The following is a 23706-nucleotide window of genomic DNA, read 5'->3' as shown; positions in this document are numbered from 1 at the left end:
GTCCGTAAGTGCTTCAGCAGTCGTTTTGCTTTTACCAAAAAACTTTAGAAACATACTCAGATAGATATAAGGGGACTTAGAGTGAACAAGTCGGAACTGATTGATGCTATCGCTGCATCTGCTGATATCCCGAAAGCTGCAGCTGGCCGTGCGCTGGACGCAGTAATCGAATCCGTCACTGGCGCTCTTAAGGCTGGCGACTCTGTGGTACTGGTTGGTTTTGGTACTTTTTCTGTAACCGATCGTCCAGCTCGCATTGGTCGTAACCCACAGACCGGTAAAACGCTGGAAATTCCTGCTGCTAAAAAACCAGGCTTCAAAGCCGGTAAAGCACTGAAAGAAGCGGTTAACTAAGTTTCTGTAACACTTTTTACCCAACCGGGTCAGGCGCACGCCAGGCTTGGCAGCGGAGCGGTAGTGCAGTCGGTGGCAACATCGTCGTGTCACGCCGGGGGTCGCGGGTTCGAGCCCGGTCCGCTCCGCCAGTTACGAGAAGGCGCATCCTCGGATGCGCCTTTCTTCTATCCGGACTCTACCCACGCTCCACGGTTGCTCATTATGCAAGACCGTTTCTGGGGGAAGCATGCTGCAAAATATCAGGGACAATTCACAAGGCTGGATTGCCAAGACCATCATCGGAGTCATCGTCGCGTTAATGGCGTTGACCGGTTTCGATGCCATTTTTCAAGCCACCTCTACCAGCCAGGATGCCGCCAAGGTTAACGGTGAAGAAATCACTCAAGTCGAGCTGACTCAGGCTGTCGACATGCAACGTCGTCAGTTGCTGCAGCAGTTGGGCAAGGATTTCGACTCTTCGTTGCTGGATGAGAAAATGCTGCGTGAAGCGGCCCTCAAAGGGTTGATCGATCGCAAGCTGTTGCTGCAAGGCGCTAAAGACGCGAAGTTTTCGTTCTCTGAAGCTGCTCTGGATCAAGTCATTCTGCAGACCCCTGAATTTCAGGAAGACGGCAAATTCAGTTCTGAGCGCTTTGATCAGGTGATTCGTCAGCTGGGTTACGGCCGCCTGCAGTTCCGCGACATGCTGGGCCAGGAAATGCTGATTGGTCAGCTGCGTGCCGGTTTGGCAGGCAGTGGTTTCGTGACCGATGAGCAGGTGAACGCTTTTGCCCGTCTCGAAAAACAAACCCGTGATTTCGCGTCCATGAACATCAAGGCCGACCCGGCTGCGGTGAAATTGAGCGACGACGAAATCAAGGCTTACTACGACGAGCACGCCAAAGAGTTCATGACACCTGATCAAGTTGTGATCGACTACATCGAATTGAAGAAATCTTCTTTCTTTGATCAAGTAGCCGTGAAGGACGATGAACTGCAAGCACAGTACCAAAAGGAAATCGCCAACCTGGCTGAACAACGCCGGGCTGCGCACATCCTGATTGAAGTCAACGACAAGGTCAGCGACGAGCAGGCCAAAGCGAAGATCTCCGAGATTCAGCAGCGTCTGGCCAAGGGTGAAAGCTTCGAGGCACTGGCTAAAGAGTTCTCGCAGGATCCAGGCTCGGCTGCCAATGGCGGTGATCTGGGCTTTGCAGGTCCGGGTGTTTACGATCCTGTGTTCGAAACTGCAGTTTATGCTTTGAAGCAGGATCAGGTTTCGGAGCCGGTGCGTACCAGCTTTGGCTATCACCTGATCAAGCTGCTGGGCGTTGAAGCACCTGAAGTGCCGAGCTTTGCCAGCCTGAAAGACAAGCTGACCCATGATCTGAAAACCCAACAGGTTGAGCGTCGCTTTGTCGATGCGACCAAGCAGTTGGAAGACTCTGCGTTTGAAGCGTCCGATCTGGTTCAACCTGCTCAAGAGCTGAAGCTGACTGTGCACACTTCCGCGCCATTCGGTCGTGAAGGTGGCGAAGGCATTGCAGCCAACCGTGCTGTGATTCAAGCCGCATTCAGCACCGAAGTGATGGATGAAGGTGCGAACAGCACTGCAATCGAACTCGATCCTGAGACCGTAGTCGTGTTGCGCGCCAAGGAGCACCGCAAGCCTGAACAGTTGCCGCTGGAGGCTGTTGCCTCAAGCATTCGCGCGCAACTGGTCAAAGAGCACGCCAGTGCTGCGGCCAAGACTCGGGCTGAAGACATCATCAAAAATCTGCGCGATGGCAAACTGCCGTTGAACAAGCCGGTTGATGGTCAGTCGTGGAAGGTCCAGGAAGCGGTTGCGCGTGGTCAGGAAGGTATTGATCCTGCCGTGCTGCAAGCTGTATTCCGTATGCCCAAGCCAGCATCCAAGGACAAGCCGACATTTGGCAGCGTGACCTTGGCCGATGGCAGTGTTGTCGTACTGCGTTTGAATGGCGTCAACGATGCAGTAGCGCCAACGGAAGAAGAGAAAGCGTCGTATCGCCGCTTCCTCGCTTCGCGTGTTGGTCAGCAGGATTTCTCTGCCTACCGCAAGCAGTTGGAAAACGAAGCCAAGGTCGAGCGTTACTAATCGATCTTGCTGCTTCACTAAAAATGGCCGCTCATTGAGCGGCCATTTTTTATGGGTGCTGATCAGCTATTGCGGTGGGCGTGCTGGCTATCAACCGGCGCCTGGGCTCGCCGTTCGAGGCTGTAATCGCGTACCACATGGGCGATGCGCAAATGATAGTCGTTGAACACTTGCGCCCGTCCTTCGGACTGGGCCATACGGTGCTGCTCCAGCATGCGCCATTTCTGAATAGACTCTTCGTCGCGCCAAAATGACAATGACAGCAGTTTTCCCGGCTCGCTCAGGCTTTGGTAGCGCTCTATGGATATAAAACCCTCCAGCTCTGCAAGCAGCGGTTTAAGCTCGCCAGCCAGATCGAGGTAACGTTGGTAGTGCTGCTCGTGTGGCCAGGCTTCAAAAATCACGGCAATCATTGTTCAGGCTCCAGGTGGTTGCGAAATTGAGGGATTCGGCCGTTGAGCGAGGGGAGGTAGCACCAGCGCAGCGGGCGCTTCAGTGATGCGGCCGGTTGTTGCAGGAGTGTAGAAATGGTTTCAGCAACGATCATCAATGCTAATTGCTGGCCCGGGCATTGATGCCTTGCCTGGCTGAAACTGAAACTTCTCCGCTCACCGCGCGTGAGCAAAAAACTGTCGGGCTCGGGGTTCGCGGCGGGGTCTCTGTTGGCCGAAGCGAGCAACAGCAGAACCGTATCCCCCGCGTGTAAAACGCTATCGCCGATGGTGCATTGTCTGGCAACAAAGCGCCGGGTGTTCTGTACCGGTGAGTCGTAGCGCGCAACTTCTGCAACCAGTTCGTTGACCAGTACTGGGGTGCGGGTCATCTCTTCCAGCAGTCCGGGTTGTTGCTGGAGCGCTACCAAGGTATTGCCGATCAAGCCTGCGCACGCTTCGCAGGTCTGCGATAGCAGGCCGATCAAATTGGCAATCAGGGCGTCATGGTCTTGCCAATCACTGGCTTTGAAGGACCGACAAATAGCCGAGAGAAAGTGGCTTCTCTGCTGCCCGTCGCTGAGCAGCACGTTTAGCATGTGGCTTAACCGGGTAGCGGCAATGTCCGCGTTACGCAGTTCAGAGGCATTGCTCAATGGCGAGAGGCAAGCGACAAAATCACGAGTCAACCCTGCGACGGTTTGTAATTGCGTGGCCTGGAACCCCATCAAGGTCGCAAGTACTGAAACCGGCAAATTGAACATCAGCCTGTTCAGGCTTTCAGCACAGTACTCTGCACGTCCTGTAAGGCTGCCTACGAGCGCCGCGACCTCTTCCTGCGGCACTTCCATCAGGGTGGGCTCGATAACGGCCCTGGGGCACTGGTGGCGCGCTCCTTCGTTCGTGCGCATCAGCCTGGAAAATACCCACCCGGCCGAGCCTTGCGCAATGGCTGTCGGAACCGGTTCATGTACGGGCCGTACCCGGCAGTCCGGGTGTTGCAAAATAGCCGCCACCGCCGTTGCCCCGCATGCAACCCACAGGCCCAGAGCGGGATCGAAGTAAAGGTCCTTGTTTTGCCTGAGACCCGAGTAATAGAGGTAAGGGTCGGCGTGCGTGGCTGCCTCAAGGAGTGTCATCAAGAGCGTCCTGTTCAGTAAGAACGGTTAATCTCTCGTACACACGCTGTCTACGATTCGCTCAGGAGCGAAATATGGATGTTTCAGGTCATGACACCGATATCTCTCAGGTTGCGGCGGCTATTGCCGAGCCAGCCAGAACCAGGATGCTCTGTTCGCTGATGGACGGCCACGCGCGGACCAGTACAGAGCTGGCTGTGATTGCCCAGGTGGGAACATCCACGGCCAGTGCGCATCTGGCGCGGCTGAAAGAGGATGGGCTGGTCAAGCTGCATGTACAGGGTCGGCATCGTTACTACAGCCTGGCTGATGACCACGTCGCCCGGGCCATCGAAGCTCTGATGGTCATCAGCAAGATCGCCACGCCCCGGTTTGTACCCACGGCCCCTGATCGTTTGCAGTTTGCCAGAACCTGCTATGACCATATGGCGGGGACGCTGGCGGTTCGCCTGCATGATTTTTTCATCGAGTCTGCCTGGCTTGTCACTGCTGCGTCCGGCGATGGCATGTATCAACTCACGCTGGATGGCGAGAAGGCGCTGACGGGGCTTGGTATCGAGATCGAGACGCTGCGAGCGCAGCGCCGCCGCTTTGCCTGCGGGTGTCTGGACTGGAGCATGCGCCGCCCTCATCTAGCGGGAACGCTGGGTGCAGCCTTCCTGCAAATGTCCATTGCCCGCCAATGGGTGACTCAAGACCTGGATAGCCGGGCGCTTGGGTTGACGCCCAAAGGGCGGAAGGAGCTGGGCAGCCGTTTTGGCATCAGTTTTTGAAATTTCATGCCCAAATGCAAAACGCCCGGTGCAATTAATGCGCCGGGCGTTTTGAGTAGCGGCTACAGCGAAGGATTTACTCTTCGAGGCTGCCCATGGCGGTAGTGTTGAAGCCACCGTCTACGTACATGATTTCGCCGCTGATGCCCGACGCCAGGTCCGAGCACAGGAACGCGCCGGCATTGCCGACTTCGTCGATGGTGACGTTACGACGCAGTGGGGTCTGCGCTTCGTTGGCCGCCAGCATTTTGCGGAAGTTCTTGATGCCCGACGCTGCCAGAGTACGGATCGGGCCTGCCGATACGCAGTTAACGCGCGTGCCTTCAGGACCCAGGCTACCTGCCAGGTAACGAACACCCGCTTCCAGGCTGGCTTTAGCCATGCCCATCACGTTGTAGTTAGGCATGGTGCGCTCGGCGCCCAGGTAGGACAGGGTCAGCAGGCTGCCATTGCGGCCTTTCATCATCGGGCGACCGGCTTTGGCCAGGGCCACGAAGCTGTAGGCGCTGATGTCGTGAGCAATGCGGAAGCCTTCACGGGTGGTAGCGTCAGTGAAGTCGCCGTCCAGCTGGTCGCCAGGGGCGAAACCTACGGAGTGAACGATGCAATCCAGACCGTCCCACTTCTTGCTCAGGTCTTCGAAGACCTTGGCGATTTCTTCATCGCTGGCCACGTCGCAAGGGAAGCACAGCTCAGGGTTCGAGCCCCAGCCTGCGGCGAACTCTTCAACACGACCTTTCAGCTTTTCGTTCTGATAAGTGAAAGCCAGCTCAGCGCCTTCACGGTGCATGGCGGCAGCAATGCCAGAAGCGATGGACAATTTGCTGGCGACACCAACGATCAGTACGCGCTTACCGGTGAGAAAACCCATGTGTTGTTCCTCTATCAGGTTAATCGACAGCCACTGGTGCCAAAAAGGCGGCTTCCAGCAGCTGTTGTGTATATGGATGTTGCGGTGAGGCAAAGATGCTTTGCGCTTCACCCTGTTCGACCACTTGGCCATGCTTGACCACCATCAACTGGTGGCTAAGCGCTTTAACGACAGCCAGGTCATGGCTGATAAACAAATACGTCAGGTTGTGTCTGGTCTGCAGAGACCGCAGCAACTCAACCACCTGCCGTTGTACTGTCCGATCCAACGCTGACGTTGGCTCGTCGAGCAGAATCAATGCCGGTTTTAAAACCAGCGCCCGGGCAATGGCGATTCTTTGCCGTTGTCCGCCTGAAAACTCGTGAGGGTAACGGTGCCGGGTTTCCGGATCCAGACCTACTTCTCGCAAGGCTTCAATAATTGCGATTTCCTGCTCTGCAGCTGTGCCCATGCGATGAATTCGCAAACCTTCACCGACAATCTCGCTGACGCTCATGCGCGGGCTGAGGCTGCCAAACGGGTCCTGGAAGACCACCTGCATTTCCCGTCGCAGCGGCCTGACTTCTTTCTGCGACAAACAGTCTAGCCGTTTGTCTTCAAAACTGATCAAACCCTTGCTGGCAATCAGCCGTAAAATCGCCAGGCCCAGTGTCGACTTGCCCGATCCACTTTCTCCCACGATACCCAGGGTCTGCCCCTGTGGCAGGCTGAAGTTGATGCCGTCGACCGCTTTCACGTAATCAACGGTCTTGCGCAACAGCCCTTTTTTGATCGGGAACCAGACTTTCAGGTCCTCGACTTCCAGCAATGGCGGGCCGGCAACAGTGTTGGCCGGGCCTCCGCTGGGTTCTGCACTGAGCAGTTCCCGGGTGTAAGGATGCTGTGGCGAACGGAACAGCTGCTCGCACGATGCTTGTTCGACGATTAAACCGCGCTGCATGACACATACTCGATGTGCAATTCTTCGAACCAGGTTCAAATCGTGACTGATCAGTAGCAACGACATGCCCAGACGGGCTTGCAGATCCTTGAGCAAATCAAGAATTTTCAGCTGCACGGTAACGTCCAGTGCCGTCGTGGGTTCATCGGCAATCAGTACCTCAGGCTCGTTGGCCAAGGCCATGGCGATCATTACACGCTGCCTCTGGCCGCCTGAAAGCTCGTGTGGCAGGGCCTTGAGGCGTTTGTGAGGCTCGGGGATGCCGACCAGCTCCAGAAGCTCCAGTGTACGTTCTGTCGCTGCCTTGCCCATCAGCCCCTTGTGAATGGCCAGCACTTCATTGATTTGTTTCTCAATGCTGTGCAGCGGGTTCAGCGAGGTCATGGGTTCCTGAAAAATCATCGCAATGCGATTGCCACGGATATGCCGCAGTTTTTTCTCGCTCAGGCTCAGCAAGTCCTGCCCGCAATAGGTAATGCTGCCGCTAGGGTGATGTGCGAGAGGGTAGGGCAGCAGCCGGAGGATCGAATGTGCGGTGACCGATTTGCCCGAGCCGCTTTCGCCGACCAGGGCCAGGGTCTCCCCACGTTTGATATCAAAACTGATGCCTTGCACTGCACGTTGTGATTTTTCACCGGAGATGAACTCGACGGAGAGATCGCGTACTTCGATCAGATTGTCCTGCGTCATCTCATTTCCTCGGGTCGAAGGCATCGCGAGCGGACTCACCGATAAACACCAGCAGGCTGAGCATGATGGCCAGCACTGCAAAGGCACTGATGCCCAGCCAGGGAGCTTGCAGGTTGGACTTGCCCTGAGCGACCAGCTCACCCAGTGACGGCGCGCCTGGTGGCAGGCCGAAGCCCAAAAAGTCCAGCGCAGTGAGGGTGCCGATGGCGCCAGTCAGGATGAACGGCATGAAGGTCATGGTGGAGACCATCGCATTGGGCAAAATATGGCGGTACATGATGGCCATGTCCTGCATGCCGAGGGCTCGGGCTGCGCGTACATATTCCAGATTTCTCCCACGCAGGAATTCGGCGCGTACTACGTCCACCAGGCTCATCCATGAGAACAGCAACATGATCCCCAGCAGCCACCAGAAGTTGGGCTGCACGAAGCTGGCAAGAATGATCAGCAGGTACAGCACGGGCAAACCTGACCAGATTTCCAGAAAGCGCTGACCGGCTAGGTCGACCCAGCCGCCATAAAAGCCCTGAAGCGCTCCGGCTATCACGCCAATAATCGAACTTAAAACAGTCAGGGTCAGAGCGAACAGCACGGAAATCCGAAAACCATAAATGACCCGCGCCAGCACATCGCGGCCTTGGTCATCGGTGCCTAACCAGTTTTCGGCGGAGGGTGGAGCAGGAGCGGGGACTTTCAGGTCGTAGTTAATACTCTGATAGCTGTAAGGGATAGGCGGCCACAGTACCCAGGCGTCCTTCTTGGCCAGCAGTTCACGGATATACGGGCTTTTGTAGTTGGCTTCGAGGGGGAACTCGCCGCCAAAGACTGTTTCCGGGTAACGCTTGAGTGCTGGGAAATACCACTGGCCGTCGTAATCGATCGCCAAGGGTTTGTCGTTGGCAATAAATTCGGCGTTCAGGCTGAGGCCGAACAGCACCAGAAAAATCCACAGTGACCACCAGCCACGCTTGTTGGCTTTGAAACGCGCAAAGCGGCGTCGATTCAGAGGCGATAGTTTCATCTCAATGCTCCCTGCTTTCAAAGTCGATTCGCGGATCGACCAGGGTGTATGAGAGGTCGCCGATCAGCTTCACCACCAGCCCGACCAGAGTGAAGATAAACAGGGTGCCGAATACCACGGGGTAGTCGCGATTAATGGCAGCTTCGAAACTCATCAAGCCCAGGCCATCCAGAGAGAAAATTACTTCCACCAGCAAGGCGCCGGTAAAGAAAATTCCGATAAATGCCGACGGGAACCCCGCGATCACCAGCAGCATGGCATTGCGGAAAACATGGCCGTAGAGCACTCGGTGGTTAGTCAGCCCCTTGGCTTTGGCCGTGACCACATACTGCTTGTTGATCTCATCCAAAAAGCTGTTTTTGGTCAGCAAGGTCATGGTGGCGAAGTTGCCGATCACCAACGCGGTGACCGGTAACGCCAGGTGCCAGAAATAATCGAGGATCTTGCCGCCTACACTCAGCTCGTCGAAGTTGTTGGAGGTCAGGCCGCGTAAGGGAAACCAGTCAAAATAGCTGCCTCCGGCAAACAGCACGATCAGCAGGATGGCAAACAGAAAGGCCGGGATTGCATAGCCGACGATGATCAATGAGCTGGTCCAGACGTCGAAGTGGCTGCCGTGTCGTGTCGCCTTGGCGATCCCCAGCGGGATCGACACCAGGTACATGATCAGGGTGCTCCACAACCCCAGCGAGATGGACACCGGCATTTTCTCCTTGATCAGGTCGATGACCTTGGCATCGCGGAAGAAGCTTTCGCCGAAGTCCAGCTGCGCGTAGTTCTTGATCATGATCCACAAGCGTTCCGGCGCCGACTTGTCGAAGCCGTACATCTTTTCGATTTCCTTGATCAGTTCCGGGTCGAGGCCCTGTGCGCCGCGATAATTGGAACCGGCCACCGATACCTCGGAGCCGCCTCCCGCAATACGGCTGGTGGCGCCATCAAAGCCTTCGAGCTTGGCGATCATCTGTTCAACCGGGCCACCGGGGGCGGCCTGGATGATGATGAAGTTAATCAGCAGGATCCCGAATAACGTCGGAATAATCAGCAGCAGTCGCCTGAATATATAAGCCAGCATTTAAGGCTCCAGGCCCGCGCTTGCAGGTTTAGTGGGAGTAGCAGGTTTGGCGTCAGGTTTTGCCCACCATGTCGTGGTGCCAATATCGTACTTCGGGGTCACTTCGGGATGGCCGATATGGCTTGAATACGCCACACGCCAGGTTTTGATATGCCAGTTGGGGATCACGTAGAACCCCCACTGCAGCACTCGATCCAGCGCACGGGCGTAGTTGATCAGGCTTTGCCGGGACTCGGCGTTGATCAGGCCTTCAGTCAGTTGGTCGATGGCCGGGTCCTTGAGCCCTATAAAATTGCGGCTGCCGGGTTTATCGATACTTTGCGACTCCCAGTATTCTCGCTGCTCGCTGCCCGGTGAACTGGACTGCGGGAAGCTGCCGACAATCATGTCGTAGTCACGCGAACGCAGACGGTTCAAGTACTGAGACGTATCGACCCGACGAATCTGCAAGTCGATGCCCAAGTCGCTGAGGTTGCGCTTGAATGGCAGCAGGATTCGCTCAAATTCGGTTTGTGCCAGCAGAAACTCGATAATGACCGGCTTGCCCTGCGCATCGACCATCTTGTCGTCGACAATGCGCCAGCCTGCTTCCTGCAGCAATTGATAGGCGCGGCGTTGTTGTTCGCGAATCATGCCGCTGGCGTCGGTGGCATTCGGTTTGAAGACCTGGGTGAACACCTGATCGGGAATCTGGCCGCGCAATGGCTCCAAAATGGCCAGTTCTGCTTCGCTTGGTGGTGCCTTGGCGGCCATTTCCGAGTTTTCGAAGTAACTGCCGGTGCGTGCATAGGCACCGCTGAACAACTGCTTGTTGGCCCATTCAAAGTCAAACAGCAGGCTCAGCGCCTCGCGCACACGAACATCCTGGAACATGGGTTTGCGCAGGTTGAAGATAAAGCCCTGCATGCCCGTAGGGTTGTGGTTGCGGATTTCTTCTTTTTTCAAGCGGCCCTGAGTGAACGCGGGGGCGTTGTAGGCGCCGGCCCAGTTCTTGGCGCTGATCTCCAGCCAGTAGTCAAATTGCCCGGCCTTGAGTGCTTCAAAGGCCACGCTGTTGTCGCGAAAGTAATCGAAGGTAATCGCATCAAAGTTGTACAGACCCTTGTTGATTGGCAGGTCCTTGCCCCAATAGTTCTTGTTGCGCTCGTAACGAATCGAACGCCCGGGCTTGATCTCGGTGATGGTGTAGGGGCCGCTGCCTGGCGGAACTTCAAGGTTACCCTTGCCGAAATCCCGGGTTTCCCACCAGTGCTTGGGCAGGACCGGGAGCTGGCCAAGAATTAGCGGCAGCTCGCGATTTTTGTTGTGCTTGAAAGTGAACTTCACCTGTAGCGGGTTTTCCGCGATGGCCTGGTCGACATCGCTGTAGTAGCCCTTGTACAGCGGTGAACCGTTTTTCATCAGGGTATCGAAGCTGAATACCACGTCTTCGGCACGGATCGGATGACCATCGCTGAACTTTGCTTCCGGGCGCAGATAAAACCGTACCCAGCTGTTGTCAGGGGCTTTTTCGATTTTCTCGGCGATCAGGCCGTAGGAGGTGAAGGGCTCATCGAGGGTCTGCCGGGCCAGGGTATCGAAGGTCAGCTCAATATCATCGGCCGGAACCCCTTTATTGATAAAGGGGTTGAGGCTGTCAAAACTGCCCAGCGCGGATTTACGAAACGTTCCGCCCTTGGGCGCGTCCGGGTTGACGTATTCCACATGCTTGAAGTTGGCCGGGTATTTGGGCGGCTCGTCGTAGAGGGTCAAGGCATGTTGCGGGGCGGCCAGCGCCGCGCAGGCCAAACCTGCCAACAGCAAGCCGGCGACGGGCTTGAGCAACGTACGCAAGGGCATCATTGGGTTTTCTCCGTAGGCTTAAGCCACCACGCGCTAAGGCCCAAGTTGTAGGGCGGCGTAGTCACAAAGGCGAACCGGTTGCGGTACGCCAGGCGGTGATAGTTCAGATACCAGTTGGGAATGATGTAGTGCTGCCACAGCAACACGCGGTCCAGGGCTCGCCCCGCTGACAATTGTTCGTCACGGGTCTGGGCGGCCAGCAAGCGCTCGAGCAACTGATCAACAATGGGGTTGGCCACGCCCGCATAGTTTTTGCTGCCCTTGATGTTGGCCTGGCTCGAGTGGAAGTACTGCCACTGCTCAAGGCCGGGGCTCAGGGTCTGGTCGAGGGTCATCAGGATCATGTCGAAGTCGAACTGATCCAGTCTCTGTTTGTATTGAGCACGGTCGACAGTGCGCAGGCGGGCGTCGATGCCGATGCTGGCCAGGTTTTCCACATAGGGTTGCAGAATGCGCTCAAGGTTGGGATTAACCAGCAGTATTTCGAAACGCAGCGGCTTGCCTTCGCTATCGAGCAGGCGCTGGCCGGAGAGTTTCCAGCCGCTTTCTGCCAGCAAACCCAGCGCTTGGCGCAGGGTTTCACGGGGAATGCCGCGACCATTGGTTTGAGGCAGGGCAAAGGCTTGGCTGAACAGTTCAGGTGGCAGTTGGCTGCGCCAGGGCGAAAGCATTAGCCATTCATGCCCTTGGGGAATGCCACTGGCCGAAAACTCACTGTTGGGGTAATAGCTCAAGGCGCGCTTGTAGGCGCCGTTGAACAGTGTGCGGTTGGTCCATTCAAAATCGAACATCAAACCCAGGGCCTCACGGACTTTGCTTTGCTCAAAACTGGCGCGGCGGCTGTTCATAAACAGCCCCTGGGTTTGCGTCGGGATCTGGTGGGTAATTTCGGCCTTGATCACATCACCGCGGCGTACGGCTGGGAAGTTATAGCCATTGGCCCAGTTCTTGGCCTGATGTTCGATATAGATGTCGAATTCACGGGCTTTGAATGCCTCAAACGCGACATCGCTGTCGCGATAGAACTCCACTTCAACCCGGTCGAAATTGTATTTGCCGCGATTGACCGGGAGATTGGCGCCCCACCAGTTTTTCACGTGTTCAAAGACCAATTGGCGGCCGGGAGTGACCTTGGTGATGCGATAAGGCCCGCTGCCCAGCGGTGGTTCGAAGGTAGTGGCTTTGAAGTCGCGTTTAGCCCAGTAGTGCTGAGGCAAGACTGGCAATTCGCCCAAGCGCAAAATCAGTAACGGGTTGCCCGCACGTTTGAACACAAAGCGAATACGTTTGGGGCCCAGAATATCGACCCGCAGTACTTCCTGAAGATTGGTCCGGTACTGCGGGTGGCCTTCTTTGAGCAACAGGTTGTAAGAGAACGCCACGTCGTAGGCAGTGATCGGAGCGCCATCGTGAAAGCGGGCTTCTGGCCGTAGGTTAAAGACGACCCAACTGCGTTCTTCGTTGTACTCCACCGACTGCGCGATCAAGCCATAGCTGGAGGTTGGCTCGTCGCCGGAGGGCGCGTACTGGCCAGTGCCGGCCATCAGGGTTTCGTTGAGTTCATTGACCCCGTATTGCAAGAAATTAGGCGTCGATACCGGACTGGTGCCTTTGAAGGTATAGGGGTTAAGGGTGTCAAAGGTGCCGAACGCCATGACCTTCAAGGTCCCGCCTTTGGGCGCGTCAGGGTTTACCCAATCGAAATGGGTAAATGTGGCCGGGTATTTGAGGGTGCCGAACTGCGCATAACCGTGGCTTTCGCTCAGGGTTGCGCTTGCAGGGAAGCTCAAGGCCAGGCTGATAAATAGCGTAAGGAGGGGACGCATCAAGTCAGAGATCCGATCCAGGCATTGGGCTTAGGGTTTCCGTACAGTAACAGCTTGTATCTGTAGGAAAAAGGCCACGCTGGAAAGCACTGCGGGCAAGTTGAGTCCTACTTTTGTGTAGGACTCAACTTGCCCGCAAGGATAATCCCCTTCCGCTTAACGCGGTTTTGAGACTGTCAGCATTTGCCCGGGTTTTAGGGCTTTTGCGCTGTTTGGATTCCAGCGCTTGAGATGTTGCATTTCAACGTTGAAACGCTTGGCAACGATATACAGTGAATCACCTTTTTTGACCCTGTATTGCGTGGCCTTTCTACCTGTAGGTTTGCGGGTGTCCTGCATGACCAGGACCTGCCCTGCCTTGAGGTTGTTGCCGCTGAGTTTGTTCCAGTGTTGCAGGTCTTTGACGTCGACCTTGTTGGCCTTGGCAATCAGCGTCAGGTTGTCGCCACTTTTAACCTGGTACTTGCGATTCAGTCGAGCTGGTTGAGTGCTTGCAATCGTGTCAAAAACCGGCTTTTTAGGGCGCAGGCTTACCAGCTCTTCAGGCTTGAGGTTGGACAAGCTGGCGGTCAGCAGTTGAGCTTTGGAAGTAGGCACCAACAAGTGTTGCGGGCCATCAGTGGTGGCGCGCTGCTTGTAGGCCGGGTTTAGCTGAAACATCTCGTCTTCGTCGATCTCGGCCAGGGCTGCCACGCGGGACAAGTCCATGGACTGCTTGATCTCGACCATTTCGAAGTAGGGTTCGTTGGCGATCGGGTTCAGGTTGATGCCGTAAGCCTCAGGGGCCAGAACCACCTGGGACAGGGCCAGCAGTTTCGGGACGTAGTCCTTGGTTTCCTGCGGCAGTGGCAGGTTCCAGTAGTCAGTCGGCAAACCGAGTTTTTCGTTGCGTTCGATGGCCCGGCTTACGGTTCCTTCGCCAGCGTTGTAGGCCGCCAGGGCCAACAGCCAGTCGCCGTTGAACATGTCGTGCAGACGGTTCAGGTAGTTCAGGGCCGCAATCGTCGAGGCGGTAATGTCGCGACGGCCGTCATAGGCGCGAGTTTGACGTAAATTGAAGTAGCGGCCCGTCGAAGGAATAAACTGCCACAGCCCTACCGCATTGGCGTGGGAGTACGCCATTGGGTTATAGGCGCTTTCGATGGCTGGCAGCAGGGCCAGTTCAAGGGGCATGTTGCGTTCTTCGAGGCGCTCCACGATGTAGTGGATATACAGGCTGCCGCGCTCGCCGGCATTTTCGAGAAACGACGGGTTGCTGGCAAACCACAAGCGCTGTTGTTCGATTCGGGGGTTAACGTTCTGGCCGTCTTGCAGTTTGAAGCCCTGGCGCATCCGTTCCCACACATCCTGCGGGGCAACGGGGCTAGGCTTTTCACTGAGCCAGAGCGGCTCCTGGGGAATGCGTTTGGTGATTTTCAGGCTGGCGCGTTCGGTGGTTTGCGCCGAATGATCCATGGATTGGCAGCCCGCGAGAGTGGCGGACACAGCCACCGCGATGGCTTTAACCAAGCGCGTCAATGCGTCTGAATTGATGGAGTGACCTTTAAATGACGACATTGGCTGGAGGATGATTTCAGGAAAAAATGTCGGGGGATTCTAGGAAGCAGGGGGGGCGCGGTCAACTGTTCAGAACTTTTGTGCCAACCGCGACCTTGTTTAGAACGTGTCTTTCCAACTGCGCAAGCTGGCAAAGACAGCACTGGGCGAGTCATTGTCGAGTGAATTCCACTCGTCAGCTTTTTCTTTAACAGATGTTTCATTGACCCGCAGAAAGGGATTTGTGCGTAATTCGAGAGCTATAGATGATGGCAAGCTGATGCGTCCTTCGGCGCGCCATTGCGTGACTTGCGCCACTCGCGCTGTAACGTCCGGGTTATTGGGCTCTACTGCCTGGGCAAAGCGCAAATTGCTCAAGGTGTATTCGTGGGTGCAATACACGCTCGTGTTGTCGGGCAGCGCGGCCAGTCGACTCAGCGAGTGGTGCATCTGCTCGGGGGTGCCCTCGAACAGTCGGCCACAACCGGCGGCAAACAAGGTGTCGCCACAGAACAGCAGGGGTGTCGACGCCGCATCGTGGTAGTAGGCAATGTGCCCCAGCGTATGGCCCGGCACTAGAATCACCTGGAATTCCAGGCCCAGCACCTCGATGCGGTCGGCGTCACGGAGTGCCACTTGTCGGGCTGGAATGGTCTCAAGTGCCGGTCCCCAGACCTTCGCGTTAGTGTGCTCATGCAGTTGCGTAACACCGCCGACATGATCGAAGTGGTGGTGAGTGATCAGGATGTCACTCAGCACCCAGTCCGGATGCAGGTCCAGCCAGGCCAGCACAGGTGCGGCGTCACCCGGATCGACCACGGCGCAGCGCTTGTGAGTGGTGTCCTGTAGCAACCAGATGTAGTTGTCGCTGAAGGCGGGCAGGGCGTCGATCTGTAACATGGTGCAATTCCCAAGTGCGAAACAATGGCGCATCTTAGGGCTTGTGATAGGTAGATGGCGAGTTGGAGGAGCAATGACCAATAAAGCATTGGCTCAGGCAGATCCTGAGTGGCTGGCGCTGATCAGTTCGGCACGTGAATGGCTGTCTGGTCCTCATGGACAATTGTTGCTCGAAGATGAGCAGCGGGTTCTTGAGGACGAGTTGGGACGCTTTTTCGGCGGCTACCTGGTGCATTACGGTCCTGGCGCCGAACCCCCGCCACAGGCTGCGCAGGTGCGGCGCAATGTGCGTCTTGGTGCACCTCTGCCAGGTGTTGAAATCATTTGTGAAGAGCAGGCCTGGCCGCTGTGTGAGCATGCAGCGGATGTTGTGGTGTTGCAGCATGGCCTGGATTTTTGCCTGTCACCCCATGGTTTGTTGCGCGAGGCGGCCAGCAGTGTGCGTCCCGGCGGGCACTTGTTGATTGTCGGGATCAACCCTTGGAGCAGTTGGGGGTTGCGCCATGTGTTCGCCAAGGATGCCTTGCGCAAAGCACGTTGCATTTCACCTTCACGCGTCGCCGACTGGTTGAACCTGCTGGGCTTTGCGCTGGAGAAACGCCGCTTCGGGTGCTATCGTCCGCCGCTTGCATCCAAGGCGTGGCAAAGCCGTTTGTCCGGCTGGGAGCGCAAGGCCGGTAGCTGGCAATTGGCCGGTGGCGGCTTCTATGTATTGGTCGCGCGCAAAATGGTAGTGGGCTTGCGTCCCGTCAACCCGCTACGCCGAGAGCCGATGGGCAAGTTGATTCCTCTGCAAATGGCCAAGGTCAACCGGCGCCATACTGAACCCTGAATTTATAGTGGGTCGGGTTAACCCGGCCCAGGCACTGCCCATTGCCAATGGTCAGGCCATAAGCAGCCTTTTCTGGAAAGTTTGTAATGATTGATAGCGTTGAAATGTTCACTGATGGTGCCTGCAAGGGCAATCCTGGTCCGGGTGGCTGGGGCGCTTTGCTGGTTTGCCAAGGGGTTGAAAAAGAACTCTGGGGCGGCGAAGCCAATACCACCAACAATCGCATGGAGCTGATGGCTGCCATTCGTGGGCTTGAAGAACTCAAGCGCCCATGCGAAGTGTTGCTGGTGACCGACTCGCAGTACGTGATGAAAGGCATCACCGAGTGGATGGTCAACTGGAAAAAACGCGGCTGGAAAACCGCCTCCAAGGAACCGGTGAAAAACGCCGACCTGTGGAAATTACTCGATGAGCAAGTCAGTCGTCACACCGTGAAGTGGCAGTGGGTACGCGGGCACATTGGTCACCCAGGCAACGAGCGCGCCGACCAGTTGGCCAATCGCGGGGTAGACCAGGTGCGGGGAATCAAGCATGCGTAGTGTTGTTCTCGATACTGAAACCACCGGTATGCCGGTTACCGATGGCCATCGGGTGATCGAGATCGGTTGCGTGGAGTTGATGGGGCGGCGTCTGACCGGCCGGCACTTTCACGTGTATCTGCAACCTGATCGTGAAAGTGACGAGGGCGCCATTGGCGTCCACGGTATTACCAACGAGTTTCTGGTGGGCAAGCCGCGCTTTGCTGAAGTGGCCGATGAGTTTTTTGAATTCATCAAGGGCGCTCAGCTGATCATTCATAACGCCGCGTTTGACGTGGGCTTTCTGAATAACGAGTTTGCCCTGATCGGGCAGACGGATCGCGCTGACTTGACGCAGTACTGCACCATTCTCGATACCCTGGCAATGGCGCGGGCACGTCATCCGGGCCAGCGCAACAGCCTCGATGCCTTGTGCAAACGGTATGGCGTCGACAACTCGGGCCGTGAGTTGCACGGCGCACTGCTCGACTCCGAGATCCTGGCAGACGTTTACCTGACAATGACCGGCGGTCAGACCAGCCTGTCGCTGGCCGGCAATGCCTCCGACGGAAACGGCTCGGGCGAAGGTTCGGGCAATCAGGCCAGCGAGATCCGCCGCTTGTCGGCCGACCGTCAGCCGGGTCGGATTATTCGTGCAAGTGAAAGCGACTTGGCCGAGCATGCGGCACGGCTTGAAGCTATTGCAAAGTCAGCAGGTGGCCCGTCGTTGTGGGCGCAGTTGCTCGACGCGAAAGGGCAAACGCTGCAATAAGCACGGGATTTGTGTAGTCACTGCCGAAGGCGGCGATGGGTTGTGAAGGCAGTACTCCTGCTCCCCTATCGCACTGCGGCAACGGCTATATAAAGCCGGGCAGTCCTTGACAGGAAAGAAGGATTTTTCATGCATCTGGTTAGGAATCCCAAGGACCCTGAAGTCTCGGTACGTGTGGCTGACGAAGGTTTTGCTCCGTATGTCTGGTGCAACGATTTCAGCTTTGAAGTGCGTGCTTACGCCCGTGCCGATCGGCATAAAAAGGTCGAGCACTGGCCGCTGGATCTGATCACGCCTTACCGCAAATGCTACGGCATTGACCCGGATGAATTTGCCAGCTATCGCGGTGGCAAGGACAGCGACATTTTCATGGCGTATCTGGACAATCAGCCGGTTGGGCATGTGGTCGTTAGCACCAACTGGAACGGTTATGCCCATGTTGATGAGCTGGCAGTCGTCGTCAGTGCCCGCCGCCATGGTGTGGCCAAGTCGCTGCTGGACGTGGTCAGGTTCTGGAGTCACAAGAAAAACCTGCCGGGGATCATGCTTGAGACCCAGAACAACAATCTTGGCGCCTGCCGGTTGTACGAGCGTTGTGGGTATCAGGTGGGGGGTATCGATCACTTGCGTTATCGCGGCATTGATCCGCAGACCAGCGAAGTGGCGATTTTCTGGTATTTGATTTTTGAGAATACCAACTCGTAACCGCAGCGTCGTTCCTTCAGCCGCGGCTACGAGGATTTGCGGTCCCTGGGTAACTAAAGCGTCACCAACCCCTGATCAGACAGCAACGCCTCGGCCTTTAAACGCACGATATCGAGCAGCGCATTCAGTGCGGGCCCAGGCTGCGCGCCTTTGCGCGTCAACGCATAGAGTGTCACCGGGATCGCCGGTGATATCGGGCAAACATCCAGCCCACTGGCTTTGGCCCCCACGGCCGTAAACGGGTCAACCAGCGCCAGCCCTTCGCCTGCTTCCACCATGCTGCGCATCATCTGGTAACTCTGTACCTGAATCTGTACGACGGGCGCCGGGTGCAAGGCTTGCAGCTTGCTGTCCAGTACGCGGCTTAAAGGGTCGTGCTGTTGCAGGCCAATCATTGCCTGGCCTGCCAGCTCTTGTAGCGCGATGTATTTGTGCTTGGGGGATAGCCAACCGTGGGGCGCAAGAAACTGTACTTTGCCTTGAACCAGAGGCAGGCATTCGATCCCCGGTTGTTCTGATGGCTGCAGGCTAAAGCCGATATCACATTCGTCCATTAACAGACTGCGCACGATTTCAGCACAGGGCTGGCTGCCAAGAGTGCTCGGGGTATCGGGAAAGCGGCGTCTGAGGGCACCAATACAGTGAGGGAGCAGAGGGCGTGCCAACGTTTCGCTGCAGACCACGCGCAAGGCTGGTTCCTGATGCTGGCGCAACTCGTTGCCAAGTTGGCGCAGCGGCTCAAGTGCCTGGTACAGCTGGTTGATCAGGGGTTGCAGTACAAGCGTATCGCGGGTGGCTTGAAGCCGCCCGCGAACGCTGGCAAACAGCATGAAGCCCAATTGCTGTTCGGCCTCCTGCAGCGTTGCGCTGAGGGTGGCTGCGGGCAATTGCAGCAATTCGGCAGCATGGCCGAGATTGCCGGTTTGCAAGATGGCTTGAATCACTTCGATGTGGCGTAAGCGCATGCTGGTGTCCTGTCTCGCAAATACTGATCCTTTTTGACGGCGTCTGTTGTTGCCATGCTGCGTTGCCGCTCCTCCCCATAGCCAGCTATGAGTCGTCGCGGCGCCTTGACTGACAACAACAGCCACTCGTCAAAAAAGGATCGTATTCGTGAGACAGGACACTCGTGTCCGGCAGATGAGGTTTCAGCCGTGCGAAGCCTGATCCCGGTCTCATCCTTTGACTTCAGCTAAATGCCGTGTGCAACAGGTCAGACTGCGACAATCGGAGAAGGCTCACGAACCAATATGACGCCCGATTGCACCAGCTCGAAATTATTGTCATCGTTCTTTTTGACGCGATCACCAATGGCCAACTTGTACGTTGTTACGAGTTGGTCACCTGTTGCTTCCAAATTTTCAAATTCATGCACGGAATAGACACGGCCTTCCGCATCCCTTGCATGAAATTGCCCAACGAGAACTGCCGCCATTTGTAGAGAACCTCTGGAGATAAACACCCAATTTGCGGTTCTGTAGACCGTTGTTCAGCAGGGGAAGTTTAACAATGTTTAAAAAATAGTCCGCCTACTTTACAGGCTTGCAGGCCGATAGGGTGAACTGGGGTGCAAGAAAGGCGTCCGATCATCTATAACTAATCTTCTTACAGCCACAGACTCGGGGTTTTCTATGAGCAAGGTCTACAGCGTTGCAGTGTTGGTTGGCAGTTTGAGGAAGGATTCACTCAACCGAAAAGTGGCCCAGGCTCTGGCAGAGTTGGCCCCGGCCAGCCTTAAACTGTTCATTGTCGAAATTGGTGATCTGGCGCTGTATAACGAAGACATTGATGCCACACAGCCACCTGCGCCATACACCATCTTCCGCGATCAGATACGCCCGGCCGATGCCGTGTTGTTCGTGACTCCAGAGTACAACCGCTCGGTACCTGGCGTGCTGAAAAACGCCATCGATGTCGGCTCGCGTCCTTATGGTCAAAGTGTATTCAATGCCAAACCGGGCGCGGTGATCAGCGTTTCGCCGGGGGCCATCGGTGGCTTCGGGGCTAACCACCATTTGCGCCAGTCGCTGGTGTTCCTCAATGTGCCATGCATGCAGCAACCTGAGGCCTATCTGGGGGGAGCAGGGGATGCGTTTGATGCGTCCGGCAAGCTGTCAGATAAAACCCGACCGTTTTTGCAAAAGTTTATCGACGAGTACGCCAAGTGGGTTGAGCAGCATCACAAGCTCTGAGCCATAGATCTAAAAAAGCGGCAGGCCTGATTCAGGGCTGCCGCTTTTTTTTAGCTCACTCAGCTGCTCTGCGGCATCTCGCCCTTGGCCAGGCGCTGGTTGATATCGGCAATCACGTCCGGCAGGTCGCTGATGGTGTCGATCAGGTAGTGCGGGCGTGAACCTGCAAACAGCGCGTGGATGCGGGTGCGCTCACTGTCCAGTGTCGCGGGGTCCAGTGCCTGGTATTGGGCGTAGGTCAGGCCCAGCGCGTTGCCGGAACATACCAGCGCGACAGTCCACATGCCTGCACGGCGACCTTCAAGGATGCCCGGTACGGTATCGTCGATCTTCACGCAGGCGCCCACGTCATCAATGCCCAGCGCGATCACGTTGGCCAGAGCCTGGGCTGGCCAAGGGCGGCCATTAGGCACTTCGTCGGTGGCCACTACATGGTCGGCGACGTAGCCATTGGTGGCCGCCAGTTCAACAACTTTGGCCATTACTTGCGCCGGGTAACCTGAACACGAACCGATTTTAATACCTTGCTCACGCAGCTTGGCAATAGTCTCCAGGGCGCCTGGGATCAATGCCGAGTGCTCGGCGATTTTTTCGATTTGCAGTGGCATAAAGCGCTGGTAAATCGCAGTTACGTCATCGTCGCTCGGCGCGCGGCCAAAGGCTTTTTTGTAGCGCTCGGTGATTTGCGGTTGATCACACAGGGTGCGGATGTGGTCCCACTTGCCCATGCCCATCGGGCCGCGTGCTTCTTCGATGGAAACCTGCACGTCGAATTCGGCAAACGCTTCGACAAAAATCTGGGTTGGGGCGAAAGAGCCGAAATCGACCACGGTGCCGGCCCAATCGAGAATGGCGGCTTGCAGCTTGCTTGGGTTGGTGTAGTTCATGTCAGTAAGTCCTGTATGAGCGGGTGAGCCGCACGAAGTGAGTTAGGTTGTTTCCACACCATCAGATTTCGAAAACTTCCATCTCTTTTAGTACCTGGCCTACTGCGTTTACCGCTGCTTGCATTTCGGCCTGATTGACGTGGCCGATACAGCCCACACGGAAGGTTTCGACCTGGGTCAATTTGCCTGGGTACAGGATGAAGCCCTTGGCCTTGACGCGTTCGTAAAACTCCTTGAACTGGTAGCGCGGGTCTTTGGGGGCATGGAAGGTGACGATAATGGGCGCCTGAATGGCTTCGGGCAGGAAGCTGCGAATACCCAATTTGGCCATGCCGTCGAGCAGTGCCTGGCAGTTGTTGGCATAACGCTGGTGCCGTGCTGGCAAACCGCCTTCTTCGTTGTATTGCAGCAGCGCTTCGTGCAGTGCGGCGACCACGTGAGTCGGCGGGGTGAAGCGCCATTGCCCGGTTTTGGTCATATAAGCGTGCTGATCGTGCAGGTCCATCGCCAGTGAGTGGCTGTTGCCTGCAGCGTTGTCCAGCGCCTGTTTTCGGGCAAAGACAAAGCCCATGCCCGGTACACCTTCCAGGCATTTGCCGGAAGCAGCGATCAGCGCGTCAAAAGGAACCTGCCGGGCATCGACCGGCAGGGCGCCGAAGGAACTCATGGCGTCGATGATCAGACGCTTTCCGTGCTGGGCAATTACCGCCGCAATTTCGGGCAGCGGATTAAGAATTCCGGTACTGGTTTCGCAATGAATCAGTGCCACATGGGTGATGCTCGGGTCGGCGCGCAGCAGGCGGTCGACGTCGCTTGCGGTGGTGGGCTCATCTTCAGCGGTTTCAAAGGTGCTGAAGCGACGCCCCAGCACTTCACAGATTTTAGCCAGGCGTTTGCCATAGGCGCCGTTGATCAGTACCAGCACATTGCCGTCTCGTGGCACGAGTGTGCCGATGGCTGCCTCGACGGCAAATGTGCCGCTGCCTTGTAGAGGCACGCAGTAATGACTGTCAGTGCCATTGAGAATAGCCAGCAGTTGCTCGCAAAGGCTGGCAGTCAGCTGGTTGAAGCTGTCATCCCAGGAACCCCAATCGACCATCATCGCCTGGCGTGTACGCGCCGACGTTGTCAGTGGGCCAGGGGTCAGCAGGATCGGCGCGGCAGTACTCATTCTGGTTTCCTCACAAGCATTGGGATGGCTACTGGATACACGGCATAAATTGCAGTTTGTGTTGATATCAATCAAATTGTTTGTTGTTATGCCAATCATCAGTGAGGCTTATAGCTATGAACTTGTTCCAGCTCCGTGCGTTTGACGCCGTGGCCCGTGAGGGCAGCTTTACTCGGGCGGCGGCCCGGCTGTTTATCAGCCAGCCAGCGGTGACCGGGCATATCAAGGCTCTTGAAGAGCACTACCAGATCACCCTGCTCAGGCGTACGGCACGGCGTGTGGAGTTGACCGAAGAAGGGATCAAGCTGGCGGCTATCACCCGTGCCATATTCGGCTTGGTGGATGAAGCGCAGGTCATGCTGGAAGCCAATCGGCAACTGCTCACCGGGAGGCTTGAGGTGGCGGCCGACGGTCCGCATCTGGTGATGCCGATGCTGGCGAGTCTGCGGGCACGTTATCCGGGGATTACCGTGAACTTGCGCCTGGGCAATGCTCAGGAAACCCTGGCCGCGTTGTTGTCGGAGCATGCCGATGTCGCTGTTCTGACTGAAGTTGAGCCACGTAAAGGGCTGAGCTTGCGCCCGTTGGATGAGTCACGGATATGCGCGTTGGTGCCAGCCAACCATCCGTGGTTGGCGCTGCCCGATGGTATTGCGATTGCGCAACTGGATCAGGTGATCATGGTGCTGCGCGAACCGACCTCGATTACCCGTCGCACTTTCGATAGCGCTTGCGAGCAGGCCGGGGTCAGCCCGCGAGTGCTGCTGGAACTGGATAGTCGTGAAGCTGTGACCGAAGCCGTCGCGGCGCAACTTGGGGTGGGGATTGTGTCGTCGGTAGAGGTCAGCCATGACCCCCGTGTACGGGCAGTGCCGATCAACGGGGCGGGGCTGATCAATCTGCATATGCTGGGTTGCATGGAGCGGCGTGCCGAGTTGCGGCTGATCAAGGCGTTTATGGAGTTGGCGCCAAAAGTTTTGAGCGAATAAAACCCGTAGCAGTTGCCGAAGCAACGAGGCTACGTTCGATTGCGAAGCGATCGCAAACTCGTAGTACGCGTTTTTTCTGTAATAACAAGTGAGCTGACTTTACGATGGCTTCGCCGCCGGACGTAGCCTCGTTCCTTCGGC

General features: G+C 56.5%; 23 protein-coding genes. 9 read left to right on the top strand and 14 right to left on the bottom strand.

What is annotated here, in order from left to right:
• Positions 1 to 81 precede the first annotated feature (81 nt).
• Both N7D90_RS17340 and N7D90_RS17335 read left to right on the top strand, forming a co-directional pair.
• Positions 82 to 354 (top strand): HU family DNA-binding protein, encoded by a 273-nt coding sequence (locus N7D90_RS17340; protein ID WP_016782315.1) that lies wholly within the window; start codon positions 82 to 84, stop codon positions 352 to 354.
• A gap of 229 nt (positions 355 to 583) precedes the next feature.
• Positions 584 to 2455 carry a SurA N-terminal domain-containing protein gene (locus N7D90_RS17335; protein WP_261739161.1) on the top strand — a complete coding sequence of 624 codons (1872 nt, stop codon included), beginning with the start codon at positions 584 to 586 and terminating at the stop codon, positions 2453 to 2455.
• Between the two features lie 62 nt (positions 2456 to 2517).
• On the opposite strand, the gene N7D90_RS17330 is transcribed toward N7D90_RS17335, so the two are convergent.
• Complete coding sequence (locus tag N7D90_RS17330; protein WP_261739160.1) at positions 2518 to 2868, bottom strand: antibiotic biosynthesis monooxygenase family protein; 351 nt, start codon at positions 2866 to 2868, stop codon at positions 2518 to 2520.
• Positions 2865 to 4025, bottom strand: a complete 1161-nt coding sequence (locus N7D90_RS17325) for a cytochrome P450 (RefSeq protein ID WP_261739159.1) — start codon at positions 4023 to 4025, stop codon at positions 2865 to 2867. The genes N7D90_RS17330 and N7D90_RS17325 overlap by 4 nt, the downstream gene beginning before the upstream one ends.
• Positions 4026 to 4099: 74 nt before the next feature.
• On the opposite strand from N7D90_RS17325, the gene N7D90_RS17320 reads away from it, so the two are divergent.
• A complete protein-coding gene (locus N7D90_RS17320) occupies positions 4100 to 4798 on the top strand; it encodes an ArsR/SmtB family transcription factor (RefSeq protein ID WP_261739158.1) in 699 nt (232 codons plus the stop codon).
• Between the two features lie 76 nt (positions 4799 to 4874).
• Here N7D90_RS17320 and fabI read toward each other — a convergent pair whose 3' ends face one another.
• The 8 genes from fabI to gloB all read right to left on the bottom strand — a co-directional run bounded on the left by fabI (position 4875) and on the right by gloB (position 15499).
• Positions 4875 to 5669, bottom strand: a complete 795-nt coding sequence (gene fabI, locus N7D90_RS17315; RefSeq protein WP_016782317.1) for an enoyl-ACP reductase FabI — start codon at positions 5667 to 5669, stop codon at positions 4875 to 4877.
• Positions 5670 to 5688: 19 nt separating this feature from the next.
• Positions 5689 to 7299, bottom strand: a complete 1611-nt coding sequence (locus tag N7D90_RS17310) for an ABC transporter ATP-binding protein (protein ID WP_261739157.1) — start codon at positions 7297 to 7299, stop codon at positions 5689 to 5691.
• A gap of 1 nt (position 7300) precedes the next feature.
• Positions 7301 to 8320: an ABC transporter permease gene (locus N7D90_RS17305; RefSeq protein WP_261739156.1), complete on the bottom strand. Its 1020-nt coding sequence runs from the start codon at positions 8318 to 8320 to the stop codon at positions 7301 to 7303.
• A 1-nt stretch (position 8321) separates the two neighbouring features.
• Positions 8322 to 9395, bottom strand: coding sequence for a microcin C ABC transporter permease YejB (locus tag N7D90_RS17300; RefSeq protein ID WP_261739155.1), 1074 nt, complete (start codon positions 9393 to 9395; stop codon positions 8322 to 8324).
• Positions 9396 to 11237 (bottom strand): extracellular solute-binding protein, encoded by a 1842-nt coding sequence (locus N7D90_RS17295; protein ID WP_261739154.1) that lies wholly within the window; start codon positions 11235 to 11237, stop codon positions 9396 to 9398. It lies immediately after the preceding gene.
• Positions 11234 to 13063: an extracellular solute-binding protein gene (locus tag N7D90_RS17290; RefSeq protein ID WP_261739153.1), complete on the bottom strand. Its 1830-nt coding sequence runs from the start codon at positions 13061 to 13063 to the stop codon at positions 11234 to 11236. Before N7D90_RS17290 ends, N7D90_RS17295 begins: the two co-directional genes overlap by 4 nt.
• A 156-nt stretch (positions 13064 to 13219) precedes the next feature.
• A complete protein-coding gene (locus N7D90_RS17285; RefSeq protein ID WP_261739152.1) occupies positions 13220 to 14620 on the bottom strand; it encodes a lytic transglycosylase domain-containing protein in 1401 nt (466 codons plus the stop codon).
• Between the two features lie 99 nt (positions 14621 to 14719).
• Positions 14720 to 15499, bottom strand: a complete 780-nt coding sequence (gene gloB / locus N7D90_RS17280; protein WP_261739151.1) for a hydroxyacylglutathione hydrolase — start codon at positions 15497 to 15499, stop codon at positions 14720 to 14722.
• Between the two features lie 73 nt (positions 15500 to 15572).
• On the opposite strand from gloB, the gene N7D90_RS17275 reads away from it, so the two are divergent.
• The 4 genes from N7D90_RS17275 to N7D90_RS17260 all read left to right on the top strand — a co-directional run bounded on the left by N7D90_RS17275 (position 15573) and on the right by N7D90_RS17260 (position 18326).
• On the top strand, positions 15573 to 16331 hold the full coding sequence (locus N7D90_RS17275) for a methyltransferase domain-containing protein (RefSeq protein WP_261739150.1): 759 nt from the start codon (positions 15573 to 15575) through the stop codon (positions 16329 to 16331).
• An 86-nt stretch (positions 16332 to 16417) separates the two neighbouring features.
• Positions 16418 to 16870: a ribonuclease HI gene (rnhA, locus tag N7D90_RS17270; protein WP_261739149.1), complete on the top strand. Its 453-nt coding sequence runs from the start codon at positions 16418 to 16420 to the stop codon at positions 16868 to 16870.
• Positions 16863 to 17621 (top strand): DNA polymerase III subunit epsilon, encoded by a 759-nt coding sequence (gene dnaQ, locus N7D90_RS17265; protein WP_261739148.1) that lies wholly within the window; start codon positions 16863 to 16865, stop codon positions 17619 to 17621. Before rnhA ends, dnaQ begins: the two co-directional genes overlap by 8 nt.
• A gap of 129 nt (positions 17622 to 17750) precedes the next feature.
• Positions 17751 to 18326, top strand: coding sequence for a GNAT family N-acetyltransferase (locus tag N7D90_RS17260; RefSeq protein WP_261739147.1), 576 nt, complete (start codon positions 17751 to 17753; stop codon positions 18324 to 18326).
• Between the two features lie 53 nt (positions 18327 to 18379).
• On the opposite strand, the gene N7D90_RS17255 is transcribed toward N7D90_RS17260, so the two are convergent.
• Positions 18380 to 19291, bottom strand: coding sequence for a LysR family transcriptional regulator (locus N7D90_RS17255; protein ID WP_261739146.1), 912 nt, complete (start codon positions 19289 to 19291; stop codon positions 18380 to 18382).
• A 248-nt stretch (positions 19292 to 19539) separates the two neighbouring features.
• Entirely contained in the window at positions 19540 to 19761 is a 222-nt protein-coding gene (locus N7D90_RS17250; protein WP_261739145.1) for a hypothetical protein, read from the bottom strand.
• Positions 19762 to 19957: 196 nt separating this feature from the next.
• On the opposite strand from N7D90_RS17250, the gene N7D90_RS17245 reads away from it, so the two are divergent.
• Positions 19958 to 20518: an NADPH-dependent FMN reductase gene (locus N7D90_RS17245; protein ID WP_261739144.1), complete on the top strand. Its 561-nt coding sequence runs from the start codon at positions 19958 to 19960 to the stop codon at positions 20516 to 20518.
• Positions 20519 to 20577: 59 nt separating this feature from the next.
• On the opposite strand, the gene phnX is transcribed toward N7D90_RS17245, so the two are convergent.
• Both phnX and N7D90_RS17235 read right to left on the bottom strand, forming a co-directional pair.
• The gene (gene phnX, locus N7D90_RS17240) at positions 20578 to 21405 is read right to left on the bottom strand and encodes a phosphonoacetaldehyde hydrolase (RefSeq protein ID WP_261739143.1); all 828 of its coding nucleotides are present in this window, start codon (positions 21403 to 21405) and stop codon (positions 20578 to 20580) included.
• A gap of 61 nt (positions 21406 to 21466) precedes the next feature.
• Complete coding sequence (locus N7D90_RS17235; RefSeq protein WP_261739142.1) at positions 21467 to 22576, bottom strand: 2-aminoethylphosphonate--pyruvate transaminase; 1110 nt, start codon at positions 22574 to 22576, stop codon at positions 21467 to 21469.
• Positions 22577 to 22692: 116 nt separating this feature from the next.
• Between N7D90_RS17235 and N7D90_RS17230 the strand changes: the two genes are divergently transcribed.
• A complete protein-coding gene (locus N7D90_RS17230) occupies positions 22693 to 23565 on the top strand; it encodes a LysR substrate-binding domain-containing protein (protein WP_261739141.1) in 873 nt (290 codons plus the stop codon).
• Positions 23566 to 23706 lie beyond the last annotated feature (141 nt).

It is taken from the genome of Pseudomonas fragi, assembly GCF_025426255.1.
Classification (GTDB): Bacteria; Pseudomonadota; Gammaproteobacteria; order Pseudomonadales; family Pseudomonadaceae; genus Aquipseudomonas; species Aquipseudomonas kulmbachensis.
Note: the sequence above shows the minus strand (reverse complement) of the source record. Positions and strands in the feature narration are given on the sequence as shown.